At 52.4% G+C, this 17,545-nt stretch carries 17 protein-coding genes, 2 tRNA genes and 3 pseudogenes; 13 read left to right on the forward strand and 9 right to left on the reverse strand.

Going from position 1 to position 17,545, the window contains the following annotated elements; genetic code table 11:
- Window positions 1-58 precede the first annotated feature (58 nt).
- The 5 genes and pseudogenes from ACKQAD_RS12310 (at window position 59) to ACKQAD_RS12330 (ending at window position 1,907) form a co-directional block, all read left to right on the forward strand.
- Window positions 59-134: transfer RNA gene (locus tag ACKQAD_RS12310), tRNA-Gly, on the forward strand.
- Between the two features lie 76 nt (window positions 135-210).
- Window positions 211-286, forward strand: a tRNA-Gly gene (locus tag ACKQAD_RS12315).
- A gap of 349 nt (window positions 287-635) precedes the next feature.
- Window positions 636-842: pseudogene (locus ACKQAD_RS12320) on the forward strand (transposase); the annotation flags it as partial.
- Window positions 843-991: 149 nt separating this feature from the next.
- Window positions 992-1,168 (forward strand): annotated as a pseudogene (locus tag ACKQAD_RS12325) (Rpn/YhgA-type helix-turn-helix domain-containing protein); the annotation flags it as partial.
- A gap of 352 nt (window positions 1,169-1,520) precedes the next feature.
- Complete coding sequence (locus ACKQAD_RS12330; RefSeq protein ID WP_409160421.1) at window positions 1,521-1,907, forward strand: hypothetical protein; 387 nt, start codon at window positions 1,521-1,523, stop codon at window positions 1,905-1,907.
- Between the two features lie 73 nt (window positions 1,908-1,980).
- On the opposite strand, the gene ACKQAD_RS12335 is transcribed toward ACKQAD_RS12330, so the two are convergent.
- Window positions 1,981-2,448 carry a hypothetical protein gene (locus ACKQAD_RS12335; protein WP_409160422.1) on the reverse strand — a complete coding sequence of 156 codons (468 nt, stop codon included), beginning with the start codon at window positions 2,446-2,448 and terminating at the stop codon, window positions 1,981-1,983.
- Between the two features lie 22 nt (window positions 2,449-2,470).
- Between ACKQAD_RS12335 and ACKQAD_RS12340 the strand changes: the two genes are divergently transcribed.
- A complete protein-coding gene (locus tag ACKQAD_RS12340) occupies window positions 2,471-2,617 on the forward strand; it encodes a DUF1269 domain-containing protein (protein ID WP_409160477.1) in 147 nt (48 codons plus the stop codon).
- An 83-nt stretch (window positions 2,618-2,700) separates the two neighbouring features.
- The gene (locus ACKQAD_RS12345) at window positions 2,701-3,642 is read left to right on the forward strand and encodes an NmrA family NAD(P)-binding protein (protein ID WP_409160423.1); all 942 of its coding nucleotides are present in this window, start codon (window positions 2,701-2,703) and stop codon (window positions 3,640-3,642) included.
- Between the two features lie 251 nt (window positions 3,643-3,893).
- Here ACKQAD_RS12345 and ACKQAD_RS12350 read toward each other — a convergent pair.
- Window positions 3,894-4,117: pseudogene (locus ACKQAD_RS12350) on the reverse strand (IS3 family transposase); the annotation flags it as partial.
- 86 nt (window positions 4,118-4,203) lie between these two features.
- Here ACKQAD_RS12350 and ACKQAD_RS12355 point away from each other — a divergent pair.
- The 6 genes from ACKQAD_RS12355 to ACKQAD_RS12380 all read left to right on the forward strand — a co-directional run bounded on the left by ACKQAD_RS12355 (window position 4,204) and on the right by ACKQAD_RS12380 (window position 11,006).
- Window positions 4,204-4,710: a TIGR00645 family protein gene (locus tag ACKQAD_RS12355; protein WP_409160424.1), complete on the forward strand. Its 507-nt coding sequence runs from the start codon at window positions 4,204-4,206 to the stop codon at window positions 4,708-4,710.
- 94 nt (window positions 4,711-4,804) lie between these two features.
- Window positions 4,805-5,842, forward strand: coding sequence for an NADPH-dependent curcumin/dihydrocurcumin reductase (gene curA / locus ACKQAD_RS12360; RefSeq protein WP_409160425.1), 1,038 nt, complete (start codon window positions 4,805-4,807; stop codon window positions 5,840-5,842).
- Window positions 5,843-5,923: 81 nt separating this feature from the next.
- Window positions 5,924-6,748 (forward strand): helix-turn-helix domain-containing protein, encoded by an 825-nt coding sequence (locus ACKQAD_RS12365; protein ID WP_409160426.1) that lies wholly within the window; start codon window positions 5,924-5,926, stop codon window positions 6,746-6,748.
- Window positions 6,749-6,982: 234 nt separating this feature from the next.
- The gene (locus ACKQAD_RS12370) at window positions 6,983-8,353 is read left to right on the forward strand and encodes an aspartate aminotransferase family protein (protein WP_409160427.1); all 1,371 of its coding nucleotides are present in this window, start codon (window positions 6,983-6,985) and stop codon (window positions 8,351-8,353) included.
- A 10-nt stretch (window positions 8,354-8,363) separates the two neighbouring features.
- Window positions 8,364-9,518 (forward strand): iron-containing alcohol dehydrogenase, encoded by a 1,155-nt coding sequence (locus tag ACKQAD_RS12375; RefSeq protein WP_409160428.1) that lies wholly within the window; start codon window positions 8,364-8,366, stop codon window positions 9,516-9,518.
- 84 nt (window positions 9,519-9,602) lie between these two features.
- The gene (locus ACKQAD_RS12380) at window positions 9,603-11,006 is read left to right on the forward strand and encodes an APC family permease (RefSeq protein WP_409160429.1); all 1,404 of its coding nucleotides are present in this window, start codon (window positions 9,603-9,605) and stop codon (window positions 11,004-11,006) included.
- 177 nt (window positions 11,007-11,183) lie between these two features.
- On the opposite strand, the gene ACKQAD_RS12385 is transcribed toward ACKQAD_RS12380, so the two are convergent.
- The 7 genes from ACKQAD_RS12385 to ACKQAD_RS12415 all read right to left on the reverse strand — a co-directional run bounded on the left by ACKQAD_RS12385 (window position 11,184) and on the right by ACKQAD_RS12415 (window position 17,513).
- Window positions 11,184-11,480 (reverse strand): DUF2645 family protein, encoded by a 297-nt coding sequence (locus ACKQAD_RS12385; RefSeq protein ID WP_409160430.1) that lies wholly within the window; start codon window positions 11,478-11,480, stop codon window positions 11,184-11,186.
- Between the two features lie 18 nt (window positions 11,481-11,498).
- Window positions 11,499-12,257 (reverse strand): hypothetical protein, encoded by a 759-nt coding sequence (locus tag ACKQAD_RS12390; RefSeq protein ID WP_409160431.1) that lies wholly within the window; start codon window positions 12,255-12,257, stop codon window positions 11,499-11,501.
- A 6-nt stretch (window positions 12,258-12,263) separates the two neighbouring features.
- On the reverse strand, window positions 12,264-12,743 hold the full coding sequence (locus ACKQAD_RS12395) for an Hcp family type VI secretion system effector (protein ID WP_409160432.1): 480 nt from the start codon (window positions 12,741-12,743) through the stop codon (window positions 12,264-12,266).
- 318 nt (window positions 12,744-13,061) lie between these two features.
- Window positions 13,062-14,273 carry an FAD-dependent 2-octaprenylphenol hydroxylase gene (gene ubiI, locus ACKQAD_RS12400; protein ID WP_409160433.1) on the reverse strand — a complete coding sequence of 404 codons (1,212 nt, stop codon included), beginning with the start codon at window positions 14,271-14,273 and terminating at the stop codon, window positions 13,062-13,064.
- 28 nt (window positions 14,274-14,301) lie between these two features.
- Window positions 14,302-15,480 carry a 2-octaprenyl-6-methoxyphenyl hydroxylase gene (ubiH, locus tag ACKQAD_RS12405; RefSeq protein ID WP_409160434.1) on the reverse strand — a complete coding sequence of 393 codons (1,179 nt, stop codon included), beginning with the start codon at window positions 15,478-15,480 and terminating at the stop codon, window positions 14,302-14,304.
- 45 nt (window positions 15,481-15,525) lie between these two features.
- Window positions 15,526-16,851: a Xaa-Pro aminopeptidase gene (gene pepP, locus ACKQAD_RS12410; protein ID WP_409160435.1), complete on the reverse strand. Its 1,326-nt coding sequence runs from the start codon at window positions 16,849-16,851 to the stop codon at window positions 15,526-15,528.
- A 74-nt stretch (window positions 16,852-16,925) separates the two neighbouring features.
- Window positions 16,926-17,513 carry a YecA/YgfB family protein gene (locus tag ACKQAD_RS12415; protein ID WP_039355082.1) on the reverse strand — a complete coding sequence of 196 codons (588 nt, stop codon included), beginning with the start codon at window positions 17,511-17,513 and terminating at the stop codon, window positions 16,926-16,928.
- Between the last annotated feature and the right edge of the window lie 32 nt (window positions 17,514-17,545).

Consider the following 17,545-nt stretch of genomic DNA (forward strand, 5'->3'; position numbering starts at 1 on the left):
CCCATACCGATGAAGAATTTCAATTAAAGAACTTCAACATTGAGTAAGAATTTCCCGGGCGGGAATAGCTCAGTTGGTAGAGCACGACCTTGCCAAGGTCGGGGTCGCGAGTTCGAGTCTCGTTTCCCGCTCCACATTTTATCGCTGTTTGTCACCATACAATCAGTGTGCAGTAATCAGACGTAACGCCTGTTAATGTCTGTCCGATATGCGGGAATAGCTCAGTTGGTAGAGCACGACCTTGCCAAGGTCGGGGTCGCGAGTTCGAGTCTCGTTTCCCGCTCCAATTCTTATTCTATAGACGTCCATCACGATCTGTAGCTATCTAATTTAACAAGCTAATCGCTCTGTTGAGCATCCAGCGAAATCCACCGTCAACCACGCCGAAGTAGTACACAATTAGTACACGAATAGTACACGAAAATCGGGTGCGTTACGGATGCGGCTTGTTTGCTGAGTCGCTTCCCTGTGCGCGGTACACCTCTCTTCAACCTTGAAGGAGGCATACCCTATGGCGTTAACTGATGCCGTCGCCCGGCAGGCCCGCACCACCGGCAAAGCCTATACCCTGAACGATACCGATGGGTTGTCGCTGTTCGTGGCCGCCAGCAGTGCGACGTCAAGGCGCTGAGTCTGTCCGTAAGGCCATCTATATGACGAATGTCATCGAATCGCTGAATAGTGTGATACGGCAGGAGAAACGCAAAGTGTGCCCAACGGATGACTCAGTGCGGAAAGTTGTTTATCTGGCGATACAGTCGGCGTCGAAAAAATGGAGCATGCCAATCCAGAACTGGTGGCTGGCGATGAGCCGTTTTATTCTTGAGTTCGGTGACCGCATGACAGCCACATGCCCCCGCCTCCTGCGCTATGGCGTGGCTGCCATGCAACGCTATCTCGATGCTGGGCATAAAAAGCTGCTGCTGATCATCCCGGACGACGGCATCATGACCTACCGTAGTATGGCAGCGAGAAGGGCATTCAGTTGGGCGAGCAGAAGGGCCTCGAACGTGGCCGCGTCGAAGGCCGTCAGGAAGGCAAACGCGAGGGTGAGCGCGAGCCGGCCCTGAAAATCGTCCGCACGATGCTGGAGAACGGTCTGGACCGCAGCATGGTGATGAAAATGACCGGTCTGTCCGGAGACGACCTGGCACAGCTGTGTCACTGATTTCCCCGCCCGCGCAGACGGCCCGGCGGGAGTCGGGCGCGCTAAGGGGCTCTGATGGCATTTTACGTTCCCGGACTTACTGGCTGCGTAATTGCATTTGACTTGAGTACCCGTTTGTATTTTAGTCGGCGATCATTTGCAAATCACTTGACCATCGCCAACAAAATCTGGCCTCACATATTCGGAAGTGAAAGGATTTGGTAATCCCCGCGAAAAAACGTCTGGATATATGGGGGGCAAATCCACCCTTTAAAAAATCACAACGAACATAGTGTCATTTTATGTGACACTATGTACAAAAAACTTACAATCTCGTAAATTGAATTTCGCCTGATTAATTTAGGAGATTGTTATGAAAGCCTTACCAAGTATAGTGTTAAGTGCCTTGCTACTGGCTGGTTGCTCCTCTGGAGGGATTTCTCTTGGCGGCAATGAGGACAAGTTAAGTCATGAATATTTAACTAAGCATCTGATCGTTGGTAAAACGACTAAATCTGATGTGAGAAGAGACTTTGGTGAACCGGAGCCAAGATTTATCAGCTTCGATTCAAGTGGCACTGAAATTTGGTATTACCCTGTAGATGAAGGATTTGACTTAATTGGGGCGGCAGCGTCTCTGGTTCCTATTTCTGGCGCATCTTCAGCAGCGAAAGTCGCAAACAATCAGAGCGGAAAGGGGGCTCAACCACTTGTGATTTCTTTCGACAAGAATGGAGTAGTCGAAAGTTGGCTTCGCTAACTGTCGGCTTTCAAAAACGAATACTTCGGCCACCTTCGGGTGGTTTTTTATTTTGTATTAACTGTGATTCGGCTCACTGGATCGTTCGCATTCCCATGATGGACGCTATTCTCAACGTGTCTCCCCGGCCGGGCAAGCAGGAGTTCGTGTCGGCGCTTCCCAAGCCGCACCGATATGAGGCTACCAGTGAGATGAGCAGGACATAGCGAGGCAAATCGTCCCCTGTCGAGCTGGTGGACGTATGGTGATCGATGTATGGCTTCATGAACGTGTCTTTATTCTTCGCACGAAAAGCACAATAAACTACTTTCAATGAGCGTAGATAAACCACATGCAGGCAAGCAGCAGCAAAGGAACTGAAATGTCGGAATTTGTCGTCATTGCCTCCGATACTCTCGTAAGGACTGAGGAAATTCTTACGCGCCTGAGAAAACAGCAGAAGGAATATCTGCGGAGACGCGGTCTTGTCAGTGCTGGCTCCGGCGCGCTGGCCGATTGCTGCATAAAAGAGGGAGGTCGCCGCGACCGTCCAGCCCAACACCAACACCTCCGCGCTCTTCCTTCTGGTCCGCAAGGTTCAGCCAGAAAAGGTCCTGGCCGAACTCGCCGACATCGACGCAAGGATCATCCGCTCCTCGCTATCGCCGGAGGACGAGAAAAAACTTCAGGAGGCAATCTCACGAATCAGTTCCGAAACCTTGTCCGGATAGGCGCTGGAGGGCATGTTTGCACCCTCGGCAAACTAATGAGAGGCTTTAATAGCTTCTGTTTCCAAATGTGAAGGAGTTTGATTATGCGTTATGTGGTTATGGGGGCTGACGGCCAGCTTGGTGGTCGCGTTGCAAGCAACATGCTTGACGCGGTATCCGGTAGAGAGTTGATCTTCACCAGTCCGGATCCCTCGCGTATTCCTGTCGAAACGTTGGAAGACTGGAAGTCGAAGGGAGTAACGATCGCCGCAGCGAGCTATGACGATCGCGCGGGGATGAAAGATGTTTTCGCTGGCGCTGAGCGCGTCTGGATGGTTTCAGGGGTGTATATCGGTCTGCCCCGACAGCTTCAGCACCGTAACGTCATTGATGCGGCGGTCGATGCGGGGATAGAGCACCTGACCTACACATCCAGCTTTGGCGCCAACCGGCAGGGATATGGGCAATACGTCATCCCGGACCACACGTTTACCGAGGCCTACATCGGAAATTCGGGCCTATCCTTTAACATCATGCGTAATAACCTTTACCTCGAAAACTACTTCCTCGATGGCGTGAAGATGGCGCTGCGGTGCGACAATAAATGGACGACGACCGCAGGCGAACACCCGGCAACGTTCGTTGCCAAGGACGATAGTGGACGGGTCGGCGCTGCGTTGCTGCTCGGAAAGGGGGAGCTGAACACCGCTTATGATGTCTGCGGTCTGCCGATCACCGAAAGGAAGATCGTAGAGATGATTGCCGCCGCTTCGGGCATCCCGTTGGAATACAGGCCGGTTGATGCCGAAACCTTCTATGCGCATCTGGACAAGCTCGGCGTGCCTCGAACCAGTGAAGGCGACAGTTCGAAGTCGCCAGTGTTATGGTGCAGTGACGACATGGTGAGCAATGAAGCGGCAGTCGGGCTCGGCCAGATGGCTGTTGAGACGGATACCATCGAGCGTCTCACGGGTCGCAAGCCAACAGATCCCGCCACGCTTGTGGAGAAATATTCGCATTTCTGGCGAGAATGGGCGAAAAGTTGAGCGCTCAGGACTATTGAGGATGACAGGCAAATCATTCGCTTCCCCGTCCGGCCTGCCGCCGACTTCGTTTCCAAAGACGATGTCAATGAAGACTTCTACTCCGTCTTCGGCGAGTTGGATGTGGGCGGCCAATGGACCTGCTTGTCCATTACCTGCGGCTGAAATCGTCTGCTGCGTCAGGGACACTTCCCTGCGTTGTCAACATCGTTCTAACGTATCGTTTTGGGGGGCGGATGTTTTCCTGGGCCGCTTTATCTCGTGATTCCACGTTGTCGGACGGTACATTTCCGGGCTGACACCACCCAGAGACAGTTTGATACGACGTTCGTTATACCACCGGATATACACCCACATGCAGCATAACGTCTTCAGGTGTCACACCCGGCCACTTCCGGCCAAAATACATTTCAGTTTTTAGCCTGCCGAAGAACCCTTCGCATGTGGCATTATCAAGTGAACATCCTTTGCGTGACAATAGTGCAATCTGTTCAAGAATTGATTAACACCACCGCAGGACTTTTCGCTATTATTTGCCTCTTTTCCACCTGCATATAGTGAGTTATGGAACGTTTTATTGAGAATCTGATGTACTCATCGCGCTGGCTGCTTGCCCCGGTTTATCTTGGGTTATCGCTGGGTTTGCTGGCGCTGGCGATCAAGTTTTTCCAGGAGGTGTTCCACGTCCTGCCTAATATTCTGGATATCGCTGAAGCAGATTTGGTACTGGTGCTGCTGTCATTGATCGATATGACACTGGTTGGCGGATTGCTGGTGATGATGATGCTGTCCGGTTACGAGAACTTTGTCTCGTCTCTGGATATCTCCACAGGCAGAGAAAAGCTGAACTGGCTCGGTAAGATGGATTCCGGCTCGCTGAAAAACAAAGTGGCTGCCTCGATTGTCGCTATCTCGTCGATCCACCTGCTACGTGTGTTTATGGATGCCCGCAATATCCCGGATAACAAGCTGATGTGGTACGTGATTATCCATTTGACGTTTGTGCTGTCTGCACTTGTCATGGGGTATCTGGAACGTATGTCGCGTTACGAGAAAAGCAAAGCAGCATAATGAATGCCGCACGGTTTGCGTAGCCAGAAGAAAGAACCTATCCTATTGTTAACGAAGTGATTTTATCAACACGCTTGGTTTAACGGAGGATACGATGTCGCAAACCGATCAAATTAACCGCCGTGTGGTTCTGGCTCAGCGCCCGCACGGCGCACCGACGAAAGCGAATTTCCGTCTGGAACAACAGCCTGTTCCGCTGACCGACACTGGGCATATTCTGCTGCGTACGGTGTTCCTCTCCCTTGACCCCTATATGCGTGGCCGCATGAGCGACGCCCCTTCTTATGCCAAACCTGTCGAGCTGGATGAAGTGATGGTCGGCGGGACAATGAGCCGTGTAGTGGCGTCCAGACACCCGGATTATCAGACCGGCGATTGGGTGCTGTCCTACAGCGGCTGGCAGGACTACGCGCTTTCCGACGGTAAAGGATTAACGAATCTGGGGCAGTCGCCGACTAATCCTTCCTATGCGTTAGGCGTGCTGGGTATGCCTGGCTTCACCGCGTATATGGGTCTGACGGATATTGGCCAGCCTAAAGCAGGGGAAACGCTGGTGGTCGCTGCGGCGACCGGCCCCGTTGGTGCAACGGTTGGCCAGATTGGGAAACTGAAAGGTTGCCGGGTTGTTGGCGTAGCGGGTGGGGCGGAGAAGTGTCGCTACGCGGTTGAAGTGCTGGGGTTTGATGTTTGCCTCGACCACCGGGCGGATGATTTTGCAGAACAGTTGAAACAAGCCTGTCCGCAGGGTATTGATATCTACTTTGAAAACGTCGGCGGGAAAGTCTTTGACGCCGTGCTGCCGTTGCTGAATACCTCGGCGCGTATTCCGGTATGCGGATTAGTCTCTGGCTACAATGCAACAGGTTTGCCCGATGGCCCCGATCGTTTACCGCTGTTGGCGGGCACGATTCTGAAGAAACGTATTCGGATGCAGGGGTTCATCATCTTTGATGATTACGGGCATCGTTTCGATGAGTTCTGGGAGGAGGTGGCGCCGTGGGTGGCAGAAGGTAAGATCAAATACCGGGAAGAGATCGTCGACGGGTTGGAAAACGCCCCTGAAGCCTTTATCGGCCTGCTGCACGGTCGTAACTTCGGTAAATTAGTAGTTAGGGTCGGACCAGACACCTGATGACTGACACGCGCTGACGAAAAAAGAGTTGGCGCAAAAATTGCCTGATCTTCCCTGTTATCTTTGCGGGGGAGAAGGTCAATGCATCCTGATTCAGCGTCGTTTCGCGTGCGGCCGTTGCAGCCGTGGTTTGTTATTAATGCGGCGGAAGATTACCTGAAGAAAAGCATCAGCCAGTCTCCCATTGCCCATTTTTACAGCTTCACGGTCGATCGTGCCGAGCCGATGACGCTGGCCGTGCCGGATGGCAGTGTTGATCTCCTATTGCACTGCTGTCGTGATGCGCCTGGTGGGCGCGTTTGCGGTAGCACGGCATCGGCGCAGATTACCCGGCTGATGCCCGGCGAGCGCTATTTTGGCGTACGCTTTATGCCGGGGATCATGCCCGCTTTTCTCGATCTTTCTCCGATGGAACTGGCAGGGCAGGAAATCCCTTTCGACGAGGTGGCACCTGATGTGCCACGTCTGCTGCGGCGGCTGGTGAATAGTCAGGATTTCAACGAGCAAGTTGATGTGTTTCTACACTATTTTTCCTACTGGACGAACCGCTCTGCACCGTCGCTGTTATTGCAGATTATAGACCTGATTATGGCGCATGACGGCAAAATTCGGGTAGACGAGCTGGAGAGGAAAACGCTCTATTCTGCACGCTATATCCACCGTTTGTTTCATGATAACTGCGGCATGTCGCCCAAAACATTCTGCCGCACGATCCGCTTCCAGAGAGCGCTTGCGTTACTCAACCAGGGAAATATCGACAGCCTGACTACGTTGGCGCAGCGCCTTGAATACGCCGACCAGTCGCATTTTTTCCGCGAATTCAAGGCGTTCTCTTCCTGTTCACCACAACACTATCTGGCACGGCTACAGGCTGTGCGCTATCAGAACCGTATCCGCCAGTGCTGAACCGGCGTTGCTATATCACCGAGACGCTGAAGGTTATATTCTGCGCTGCGTTTTTTGGTGCTCAGTTCTATTTTTTGGCGCAGTGTGCACCAAAAAGACGCTAACGCTGCACCGTGGCGTGTACCGATTTATTCTATTTTGCCCACCCTAGCCATTGCTATAAACGCTCCACACCGTGCGCTATTGCACATTTCTCTTGTGAAGCTGTCCCTTGTGAATATTGTGAGGTTGTTTATGGCACAGGCAAAAGACGTTGTACCGGGTTTTTACACCATTGATGATGCGATCGCACTGGATGGTGACACCACGCGCGCGCTGCAATTGACCCACTTGAACCGCATGCGGTCTCTGGACGGCCATGCCAAATACTTTGTTCGGGCTGAGGGCTGCACCTTTATCGACGATAAAGGCGAGAAGCATCTGGATATGATTGGTGCCGTCGGGGTGGTGACTGTCGGCAATAACAATGAGTTCGTGTGGTCCTGTTTGCAGAAGTGTTTCGACAACCGCTTGTTCATGATGGGCGCAATTTCCTATCACAACGTGGCGGCGGCGCTGGCACATAACATGGCGCTGCTCTCGCCGCAGGGCAAATTGACCAAAATGGGCACCGCGACTGGGGGCGCGGAGGCGATTGAAGGGATGATCAAGCTGGTTAAGCTCGGTACCCGCGATAAAGCGCACAAAACCCATTTGTTGGCGACGCTGGGCGCGTTTCACGGCAAGACATCCGGCGCGGTCTCACTCGGCGGCAAGGATAAATGGCGTGCAGGGCAGCAGCCCACGCTGGGCAATATCGATCATGTGACCTACGGTTCTGTCGCGGAGCTGGAAAGTGCGCTGGCGACCGGAAAATACAAAGCGTTTGTCGTGGAGCCGATTCAGGGGGAAGGCGGCATTATTGTGCCACCGGCTGGCTATCTGAAGGCCGCGCGTGAACTGTGTGACCGCTATGACACGCTGCTGGTTCTGGATGAAATTCAGTGTGGTGCGGCGCGTACTGGTAAGTTCTGGTGCTGTGAACACGACGACGTGGTGCCGGATTGTATTGTCTTTGCCAAAGGGCTGTCCGGTGGGCTGGTGCCGTTTGGTGGCTATCTCTGTACGGAAGCGTTATATGAAGCCGCGTACGGCACTATCGAAACCTGCTATCACCATACCGCCACCTATCAGGAGAACACGCTGAGCGCCGCGGCGGCACTGGGCGCATTACAGTTCATCATCGAACACGATCTCTGCGGCATGGCGGAGCGCAAAGGTGCGCTGATGATGCAGCGGTTACGTGATATTCAGGCGCGTCATCCGCAGGTGATTAAAGACGTTCGCGGTAAAGGCCTGATGATTGGTCTTGAGTTCGGGCGTTTACCGGAGGCGCTGCACGCCAGCATGGGGGAATACTATTCTGCGGCGATTGCCGGATTGCTGGTGGAAAAATGGCGTATCCAGGTGAACTTCACCATCAATAATCTGGCGGTGTTCCGCTTCCTGCCGCCGCTAACGATCAGTGAAGAAGAGCTGGACTATGCGCTGAATGCGTTTGAATCTGCGCTGAACAGCGTAGTCGAGCAGGCCGAGCACGCCAGTGCCTCTGCGGCAACGGTGTGAGGAGACGGTGATGACATTTACCTATTCACAACCGGTCAAACTTTGTATTGGCCGGGGAGAGGTCACCCGCGTTGGTGAGGAAGTCGCGCAGTGGGGGAAATGCGTGCTGCTGGTAACGGGAAAAACCAGCTGCCGTCAAACGGGGCTGCTTGCACGATTGACCGATCTGCTAACCCAGCGCGGCGTGCGCTGGGTGCTCTTCGACAGCGTTGAGGCAAACCCGCTTACCACCACCGTAGATGATGGCGCCGCGCTGGCGCGTGAACAACAGTGTGATGTGGTGCTTGGCGTCGGCGGCGGGAGCGTGATGGACGCGGCGAAAGGCATCGCGTTTATGGCATGTCATACGGGCAATCTGGTGGATTATCTCTTTCAGCCGCCAACCAGCAATGAAGCGCTGCCTCTGGTGCTGGTGACCACCACAGCGGGGACGGGCAGCGAAGGCAACTGCGTCGCCGTCTTCACGAATCCTGAAACCCATGATAAACCGGTGTTTTTCTCGCCTGCGCTGTACGCGAAAACCGCCATTGTCGACCCAACGCTAATGGTCACGCAGTCATCCCGTATGGTGGCGTCAACGGGCTTTGATGCACTGAGCCATAACATTGAAGCCCGGGTGGGCAAGTTCTGCAATCCGATGACGGAAATCATGACCGAGCGCGCCATTCGGCTACTGACCACCTATCTACCGCGTGTCTGCCGGGATGTGACCGATCTGGATGCCTGGGATCAGGTCTGCTGGGCGAATACGTTGGGCGGAATGGCGATAGGGATGTCGGCCTGCGGTTTGCCGCATGCGATGGAACACCCGCTGAGCGGGTTGTACAACATCACTCACGGTGAAGGGCTTGCCGCGTTGTATCCCGAACTGATGCGTTTTTCCTGTGATGACAATGTTGCGGGGTTCGCTGCCGTTACCGGTGCGATGAGCGATAGCGTAACGCATCTGGATGACGCCGAACGGGCAAGGCATAGCGTCTATCTGGTACAGCGTTTGCTGGAAAATATCGGGTTGACGTTTACACTCCGCGATCTGGGCGTACGCGAACAGGATATTCCCTGGCTGGCGGACAACTGCATGCAGACGATGGGCGTGAGCCTGGAACAGAATCCGCGCCCAGCTTCGCGTCAGGACATCGAATCGCTGTATCGCGCTTGCCTGTAAGGTGGCATGACGGCAAGGGATTTACCACCAGCCCGATTGCACAGTATTACGCTATCGGGTTCGTTTTGTGTATCCGAGGGCAAGATGAATACGCATCAATTGAAGAAAAACAGTCTGGGGCTGTGGTCGTTGGTCTTTTTTGTGGTCGCTGCCGCTTCGCCGTTGACCGGCGTGGTCGGCGGTCTGCCCGTCGCCATCTCCGCAGGCAACGGTGCGGGAATCCCTGCGGTCTATCTGATGGCTGGCGGTATACTGCTGATTTTCTCTTTTGGCTATATCGCCATGAGCCGCTATGTGACTAACGCCGGTGCATTTTACAGCTATATCACGCTGGGATTGGGGCGCCGTGCGGGCTTTAGTGCCTTATCCGTCGCGCTGCTGGCCTATTTTGCCATTCAGATCGCGGTGGTTGCGATGTTTGGCTTCTTCAGCAGCATGTATTTACAAGAACATCTTGGTATTGAACTGCCGTGGTGGGGCTACAGTGTAGCGATGCTTTTGCTGATGTGCCTGTTGGGGGTTGAGAGTGTGGAGGTCGGCGGACGCGTACTCGGCGTACTGATGCTGATGGAAGTGGGCATCATGCTGGTAGTGGATATCGCGGTGCTGCTGTCGCACGATACACCACCGCTCACGCTGGAGGCGTTTTCGCCCAGTGTGATTAATCAAGGCAGCATTGGCATTGCGCTGATTTTCAGTATCGCTGCGTTTATCGGATTTGAATCCACGGCGATCTACGGTGAAGAGTGCCGTAACCCGGAAAAAACGATTCCTCGTGCGACGCTGGCCGCGGTTATCTTGATTATGCTGTTCTTTTCTTTCACCAGTTGGATGATGGTACAGGCCTACGGGGTCGATCAGGTTAGGCTGCAGGCGATTAACGACCCTGGACGTTTTATTCTTAATGTGTCGACTGCGCTGATTGGCAAATGGTCTGAGCAGATGATATCGCTGTTGTTGATCACCAGTCTGTTTGCGGCTGCGCAGGCGTTTCACAACAATATCTCACGCTACCTGTTTAGTATTGGGCGTGATGGTGTGCTGTCTTCCAGGCTGGCGATGGTCAGCAAAAATAAAGGGACGCCTTACGTGGCGAGCATGGTACAGACGGTCCTTGTGCTCGCCGTGCTGTGTGCGATGGTGGTGGCGGATCTCGATCCAATGATGCAGATCTTTGCGTTAGGATCGGCGATTGCGACGATGGCGATTCTGTTGCTTCAGGTTGGTGTTTCGCTGGCTGTCATTCGTTTTTTCCAGCGAGAAACACATCTTCCGGTATCAAACTGGAGCCGCTTATGGGCACCGCTGATCTCCACCGTGGCTATGCTTCTGGCGCTGATTATGGTGGTCAGAAACGTGGATGTGCTGAGCGGTTCATCGTCCCAGATCGTTTCGCTACTGCCTTGGGGCGTGTTTGGTATTGCCATCGTGGGTTACCTGTCCGCCAATCGGGTTCGCATCCCCTCGCCGCAGGAAAATATGCCGTAATTCTCCATCATCAACTGGGCTTATTATGGCGAGATAAGCCTGGTTTATGAGGGGCATGAACGGAAATTTAAGATATTTATTTTCATCATCACATTGCTTATCATTTTTTTCCGCATATTAATGATGCTTTTTTTATAACCCATAGGCTAGTGTGCAAAGGTGTTATGGTTTTTTATTTTAGCAAAAATTAAATCTAATATAAAAACTCCAAAAATAATAAAATAATAAAATAATAAAAGTGATTGCCCTAGCTAAACTTTTCTTTACAATAAAGAAGGGGATAGATAGCGGAATAATAATAAACGAAAAGAAACCATCGGAATCTCCTTCAGGTATCTCACAGAGATTTCTTATTTCTACCCCATCAACCATCCCTTCGTAATCTCTTATTGACGTGATCAATATAATAAAAGCGCAGAGAATTGAATAAAAATAAAATAGAATGTTGTAAGTCATGTTGCTATAGTTTGGCATATAAGAGTTCTCGTAATTTTAATTACTGTCACTATTTTGGGGCGGAGTCGTAACCTCATAAAGCAGTTTTGTTATTTTTTCTCGATGGTTTAGCATCGATCTACCGTATGATGACCAGTTCCTTTCTTCATAAGAGATTTTTTCTACATCATTTATCGATCGAATAAAATCACTGCGGCTGCGTTCAATACCTCTGTTGTAGCGCGAACCTGCAAGGATGAACTGCTCGTCGGTTAGGTTCAAAGTATCAGTACCGGGATAATCATAATTTATTAACTCGTAAAGATGGCGGGCGACCATTGCTAGGTTAAAATTATCCTTATTTAAGCAGATAGAGATGTATGTTGCTTCAGCATTCCTTAGTGCACTGGGATTCTTGCCGAAAATTTCGGCAACCACCCTAATTTGCATGGCGATAATACCTATTGATGTTTTCTCTGGGGGCGGTATGATCTTTTCCATTCCTGACCAACCACCGTAAGAATACACCACCTGTCTACCAAATAATGTTGGATATTTGAAATAATCAACCATTCCTCCGGCCTCTGCATGGGCAACAGATGCGAGAAGAGTCGCAGGTATTTTATATTGTCGAGCAATCTCTTTTATTTTCTCCCGGTGGAAAATGACATATCCATCTTTGTATTTATTTAAGTAATCATTACCGCCAAATGTTTTCCACCAAGCTGCATCAAGCGAAGACCAACGTGGGTAGTTCTTTCCCCAATCGGAAAAGCTAAGGTCGCATTCGTTGATAATATCATTGAATTTATTCATGGCTTATCAGTACATATTCTCAGTTAATATGCTGTACCCCGATGTACCCGCGATATTGTGCTGGCAGGTAATGCTTTCATAGCGCAGGCTCAGGGTTTCAAACGGCTGCATGTCGCTATGCGTCAATGAGTTGGGATTCTGATTAGAGAGATTGACAATAGACGCATCCCTCAATGTGATGGTCATGTAGTTCTCTTGTGTACCGCTGGCTGAGGTACGGTAATACCTCAATTCAACTTCCAGAAGTTCATTGTTGGAGATGCTGGTGAGTAGGAGCGGTGTCGATTTATCAACGACCTTGGTCACGGAAAAGGGGTGATGGTTGACGTGCCGATCTCGTGATAGGTCGTAATTTGTGGCATAAACAAAAATTTCATCCTCGTGGCCAGAAATATGTTTATTCCCTACAGAGTCGATGCTTAAACACCCCTCGGAGATCAGTCCCTGAATTTTTCCCGTTATTTTCATGAAAATAGAATTAGCCATTCGTGTAACTCCTTGTTAAACCATCCTTGTTGTGGACGTTATAACGTAAATTTTTCTTGAATAGAAGAGGAATGCGAAGGTTTAATGATAAATATGACTTCACCCATGTCACTATCTTGAAATAAATTAATTTAATTGTTTGTTTTTTATATAAAATATTAATTAATGTAAATATAATGATGTTGCTAATTATATTGAAAGAATAAGGTGGATATTCGAGAAATGCTGATTGAATAAAGGCGGGTGGTTAAATACGTTAGGTGTTTAATTAATATCTCGCCGCTGACACGGCGAGAGGTATTATTTATTCCGGTTTTACTATTTTCCGGCGCTAAGCCAGTCTGGCAGATCGTGCAATCCCATTGCCTGACGTACTAGCGTAGGTTTAATGCCGGGCAGTTTATCCGCCAGTACCAGACCGACATCACGCAGCAGTTTTTTCGCTGGATTGTCGCCGTTAAACAGCTCACGGAATCCCTGCATGCTGGCGAGCATCACGGCGGCGCTGTGTTTGCGGCGGCGCTCATAGCGTCGTAGATAAATGTGTTGGCCAATATCTTTGCCCTGCGTCTGTAAACGCTTCAGCTCCGTAATCAGCTCGGCGACATCCATGAAGCCCAGATTAACGCCTTGTCCTGCCAGCGGATGAATGGTGTGCGCCGCGTCGCCGACCAGTACCAGCCGATGTGCCGCAAAACTGCGGGCGTAGCGTCCGGTCAGCGGGAAAGTCTGGCGCTCGCTTTCCAGTTCACACAGCCCCAATCGCATATCAAATGCCATCGCGACCTGACGATTGAATGCTTCTACAGGCAGATTCTGCATCGCCTGAGCCTGTTCCGGTGACAGCGACCAGACAATCGAACAGAGGTGCGGATCATCCAGTGGCAGAAAGGCCAGAATCCCGTCACCGTGAAACGCCTGACGTGCCACAGACTGATGCGGATGTTCGGTACGAATGTTGGCGACCAGCGCGTGGTGGCCGTAATCCCAAAAGGTCAGCGGAATATCCGCATGCTGACGCAGCCAAGAGTGCGCGCCGTCCGCACCCACCACCAGCCGGGCGGTCAGCATGCTGTCATCCTGCAACGTAATAAAGGCTTCATTCTCGCCCCAGGCGACCTGTTTTAGCGATGCGGGGGAGAGCAGAGTGATGTCACTTAACTGAGCGGCACGTTGCCACAGTACCTGCTGAATCACGGGGTTTTCAATGATGTGCCCAAGGTGGGAAAAGCCGAATTCTTCGCCGCTAAAGCTGATTTTTCCGAAGCTGTCTTTGTCCCATACCTGCATGTCGTTATACGGGCTGACGCGTTGCGCCACGAGGTTTTCCCAGACGCCGATGTGGCGCAGGAGACATTCACTGGCGGCATTGATGGCGGAGACGCGCAGGGCATGGTCTTTCCCGATCGGCTGAGGTTCAGCCGCCTGTTTCTCCAGCACGGCGATACGCAGGCCGCTGCCCTGTAAGCCGCAGGCTAACGCTAGGCCGACCATACCGCCACCGGCAATAACCACGTCGAATGATTGCATTTCCGTCTTTTCCTGTTGGCGAACTTCGTTAACGTTCTACCCAGCCCAGCGTGCGACGAGCAAAGGCGTCGCGCATCAGCGGCAGGTTATTCATGGCAATGAGGCCGAGGTTACGGCCGACAGCCAACGCGGTATAGCGGTTGGCAAACAGCCTGACCAGCCCATCGGTGATCGCCACCGTGGTGTGTTGATCGGGTTTGCGCCGCTGCTGATAGCGGTTGAGTACCGTGTACTGACCGATATCCTGCTGATTTTTTGCCGCCCCGACGAGCGTTTCTGCCAGCGACATGACATCGCGAATCCCCAGATTAAAGCCTTGTCCGGCAATCGGGTGCAGCGTTTGTGCCGCATTACCCACCAGCGCTAGCCGATGGCTAATATGCTGGCTGGCTGTCAGTAAGCGCAGCGGATAGCTGTGGTGTTCACCGATATGAGTGAATCGCCCCAGACGCCAGCCGAAAGCCTGTTGTAACTGTTGACGAAATTCAGCTTCGCTCCAGCCATCGACCTCATGTTGACGGTGTTTATCATGGCACCAGACGAGTGAGGAGCGGCCATTGCTCATGGGTAGTAGCGCCAGCGGGCCGTGCGGCGTGAATCGCTCAAACGCGCGCCCATGATGAGGTTCGGCAGTCGTCACATTCGCGATCACGGCGATCTGATCATAATCATGCTGTTGCCACTGAATACCGCAAGCGTGCGAGAGCATAGAGCGAGAACCATCGGCGGCAACCATCAATTGACCCGTTAGCTCGGTACCATTGTCCAGCGTTAGTGCCGCGTTCTCTTGTGTCCGCGTGACGGCAACCACTTTGGCTGGGCAGTGCAGGCGCACGCCCGGCGACTGTTGCAGCAGGGCAAACAGACGTTGTCCGACGTCGTGCAGTTCAACCACATGGCCCAATGCCTGAACGTGATAGTCCGAAGCTTTCAGGTTCACTACGCTGGCGTGCCCGCGTTCGCTGACGTGAATGTCGGTTATCGCGGTTGCATGGCTGCATAGCGATGACCAGATGCCCAGTGCCGCTAGCTGCTGGCGTGTGCCGTCAGACAGAGCGATGGCGCGTGCGTCAAAACCCGGATGTTCCTTGTCGAGCGGCGAATGTGCCTCGATAAGATCGACCGGGATTGTGCCCTGTGAAAGCCGAGAGATCGCCAGCGCCAGCGTCGCGCCTGCCATTCCGCCACCGACAATCATGACTGCCATGCTGTTGTCCTTTGCAATGATGCCGTTATTCTTTGAAAGTACAGTTTAGTGTTGCTTGTCATGCCATTGCGCCATCAGCGCTTCAATGTCATCGGCGTCTTTGACTACGCCAGCCGTCAGGTTTTCGTTGCCGTTTTCGGTGATCACGATGTTGTCTTCAATGCGTACCCCGATGCCCCGATACTGCTGCGGCACCTTGGCATCCGGCGCGATGTAAAGGCCGGGCTCGATGGTCAGGACCATACCGGGCTCAAGCGGACGGCCTCGATCGGTCGTGCCGTAATCTCCCACGTCATGCACGTCCAGACCCAGCCAGTGGCTGAGGCCATGCATGAAGAACTGGCGATGTGCCTGTTCAGCAATCAACTCTTCCACGTCGCCTTTCATTACGCCGAGTTTGATGAGCCCATTGACCATCATGCGCACCACTTCTTCATTCACTTCGCGGATGCTACGACCTGGGCCAAACAGCTCCAGCGCCCGCAGTTGTGCGCGCAGCACAATGTCGTAAATGGCGCGCTGCGGCGCGGTAAACTTGCCGTTGACGGGGAAGGTGCGGGTAATATCGCCAGCATAGCTTTTGTATTCACAGCCTGCATCAATCAGCACGAGATCGCCGTCGCGCATTTGCATTTCGTTTTCGGTGTAATGCAGGATGCAAGCGTTTTCACCGCTGCCTACGATCGTGTTGTAAGAAGGGTAGCGTGCGCCGTGGCGGGTAAACTCGTGGTGAATTTCGCCTTCCAACTGATATTCATACATGCCGGGACGGCATTTTTGCATGGCGCGTGTGTGAGCCAGCGCTGTAATTTCACAGGCGCGGCGCATTACACTGATTTCTTCAGGCGATTTAAATAAACGCATTTCATGCACCCACGGGCGCCAGTCAGTCAGCGTAGCAGGGGCTGCAAATCCCTGACGAGTGCCGTTGCGCAAGGTGTCCAGTGCGGCGAAGATCAGCTTGTCGGCATAATCGTACTGACCCTGTGCGTGATACACCACGTCCAGACCATTCAATAATAGATGCAGTTGTGTGCCGATTTCGCCAAACGGCAGGGCGCGATCAACGCCGAGTTTGGCGGGAGCCGCTTCCTGACCGAGACGACGACCAAACCAGATTTCGGCCGTCAGATCGCGTACGCGGTTGAAGATCACACTGTGATGATGTTTGGCATCGCTTTTTACCAGCAGCAGAACCGCTTCTGGTTCGTTGAATCCCGTGAAATACCAGAAATCACTATTTTGACGATAAGGATAGTCACTGTCGGCATTGCGCTGCGCTTCCGGCGCGGCAAAAATAATCGCGGCGCTGCCCGGTGCCATTTTTTCCAACAGACCCTGACGACGACGAAGAAATTCTTGTGGATTCATCACCTGCTCCTGAAAATAGTCCGTGCGGTTGCCTTTCTCTTCCGCCCTGAATAAGGCATGCCTTTCTACGTTATTTAGTGCAGCGTTGGCTTTTGCTGTTCGGGCGCAGTCACAACGCGTTGGCTGGTAAATTCGGTATGGCACAAAATGGCAGAAACGCGAACATACTCAATCACTTCTTCCAGTGATTGTTCCAGCTCTTCCTGATCTTCATCTTCGTCGTAGCCAAGCTGTGCGATGTTGCGCAAATCTTCGATGGCTTCTTTCAGCTCGCCTTTGGCTTTGTTCAACTGTGGCTGAGCCACGCCCAGTCCGAGCAGGAAGTGGTTGACCCAGCCTGCCAGCGCGTCGGCGCGATCGAAGACGCTTACGTCATCCTGTGTGTCGTCCGGGAGGAAAAGCTGGAAGAGGAAACCGTCATCTTCCAGCGCTTCACGCGTGGCCTGATACAGCTCCTGAATCGGCTGCGATAGCGTTTGGGTAAACGCCATCCCTTCGTTAGTCAGTTCAAAAACCAGCGTTCTCCAACTGTCGTCATGGTTTCCACCACACAGCATCCCACTGATCAAACCGTGCATTTCTGCTGCGGTCAGCGCGACTTGCTGTTGGTGAAGCAGATGGTTAAGGCCTTCATAGGCGGGAAACGTATTCTCTATAGACATGCGGATTCGTCATCGTTGGCTGGATTGGTTCG

Source organism: Pectobacterium artocarpous, assembly GCF_046159765.1.
In the GTDB taxonomy this organism is placed as follows: Bacteria; Pseudomonadota; Gammaproteobacteria; order Enterobacterales; family Enterobacteriaceae; genus Pectobacterium.

Excerpts from the sequence above, each read along its gene's own strand:
- ACKQAD_RS12385 (WP_409160430.1), bottom strand. The coding sequence starts at position 11,480 with ATGCCAAACTATAGCAACATGACTTACAACATTCTATTTTATTTTTAT.
- ACKQAD_RS12390 (WP_409160431.1), bottom strand. The coding sequence starts at position 12,257 with ATGAATAAATTCAATGATATTATCAACGAATGCGACCTTAGCTTTTCC.
- ACKQAD_RS12355 (WP_409160424.1), top strand. The coding sequence starts at position 4,204 with ATGGAACGTTTTATTGAGAATCTGATGTACTCATCGCGCTGGCTGCTT.
- curA (WP_409160425.1), top strand. The coding sequence starts at position 4,805 with ATGTCGCAAACCGATCAAATTAACCGCCGTGTGGTTCTGGCTCAGCGC.
- ACKQAD_RS12345 (WP_409160423.1), top strand. The coding sequence starts at position 2,701 with ATGCGTTATGTGGTTATGGGGGCTGACGGCCAGCTTGGTGGTCGCGTT.
- ubiH (WP_409160434.1), bottom strand. The coding sequence starts at position 15,480 with ATGGCAGTCATGATTGTCGGTGGCGGAATGGCAGGCGCGACGCTGGCG.
- ACKQAD_RS12395 (WP_409160432.1), bottom strand. The coding sequence starts at position 12,743 with ATGGCTAATTCTATTTTCATGAAAATAACGGGAAAAATTCAGGGACTG.
- ACKQAD_RS12415 (WP_039355082.1), bottom strand. The coding sequence starts at position 17,513 with ATGTCTATAGAGAATACGTTTCCCGCCTATGAAGGCCTTAACCATCTG.
- ACKQAD_RS12365 (WP_409160426.1), top strand. The coding sequence starts at position 5,924 with ATGCATCCTGATTCAGCGTCGTTTCGCGTGCGGCCGTTGCAGCCGTGG.
- ACKQAD_RS12380 (WP_409160429.1), top strand. The coding sequence starts at position 9,603 with ATGAATACGCATCAATTGAAGAAAAACAGTCTGGGGCTGTGGTCGTTG.
- ubiI (WP_409160433.1), bottom strand. The coding sequence starts at position 14,273 with ATGCAATCATTCGACGTGGTTATTGCCGGTGGCGGTATGGTCGGCCTA.
- ACKQAD_RS12330 (WP_409160421.1), top strand. The coding sequence starts at position 1,521 with ATGAAAGCCTTACCAAGTATAGTGTTAAGTGCCTTGCTACTGGCTGGT.
- ACKQAD_RS12370 (WP_409160427.1), top strand. The coding sequence starts at position 6,983 with ATGGCACAGGCAAAAGACGTTGTACCGGGTTTTTACACCATTGATGAT.
- pepP (WP_409160435.1), bottom strand. The coding sequence starts at position 16,851 with ATGAATCCACAAGAATTTCTTCGTCGTCGTCAGGGTCTGTTGGAAAAA.
- ACKQAD_RS12375 (WP_409160428.1), top strand. The coding sequence starts at position 8,364 with ATGACATTTACCTATTCACAACCGGTCAAACTTTGTATTGGCCGGGGA.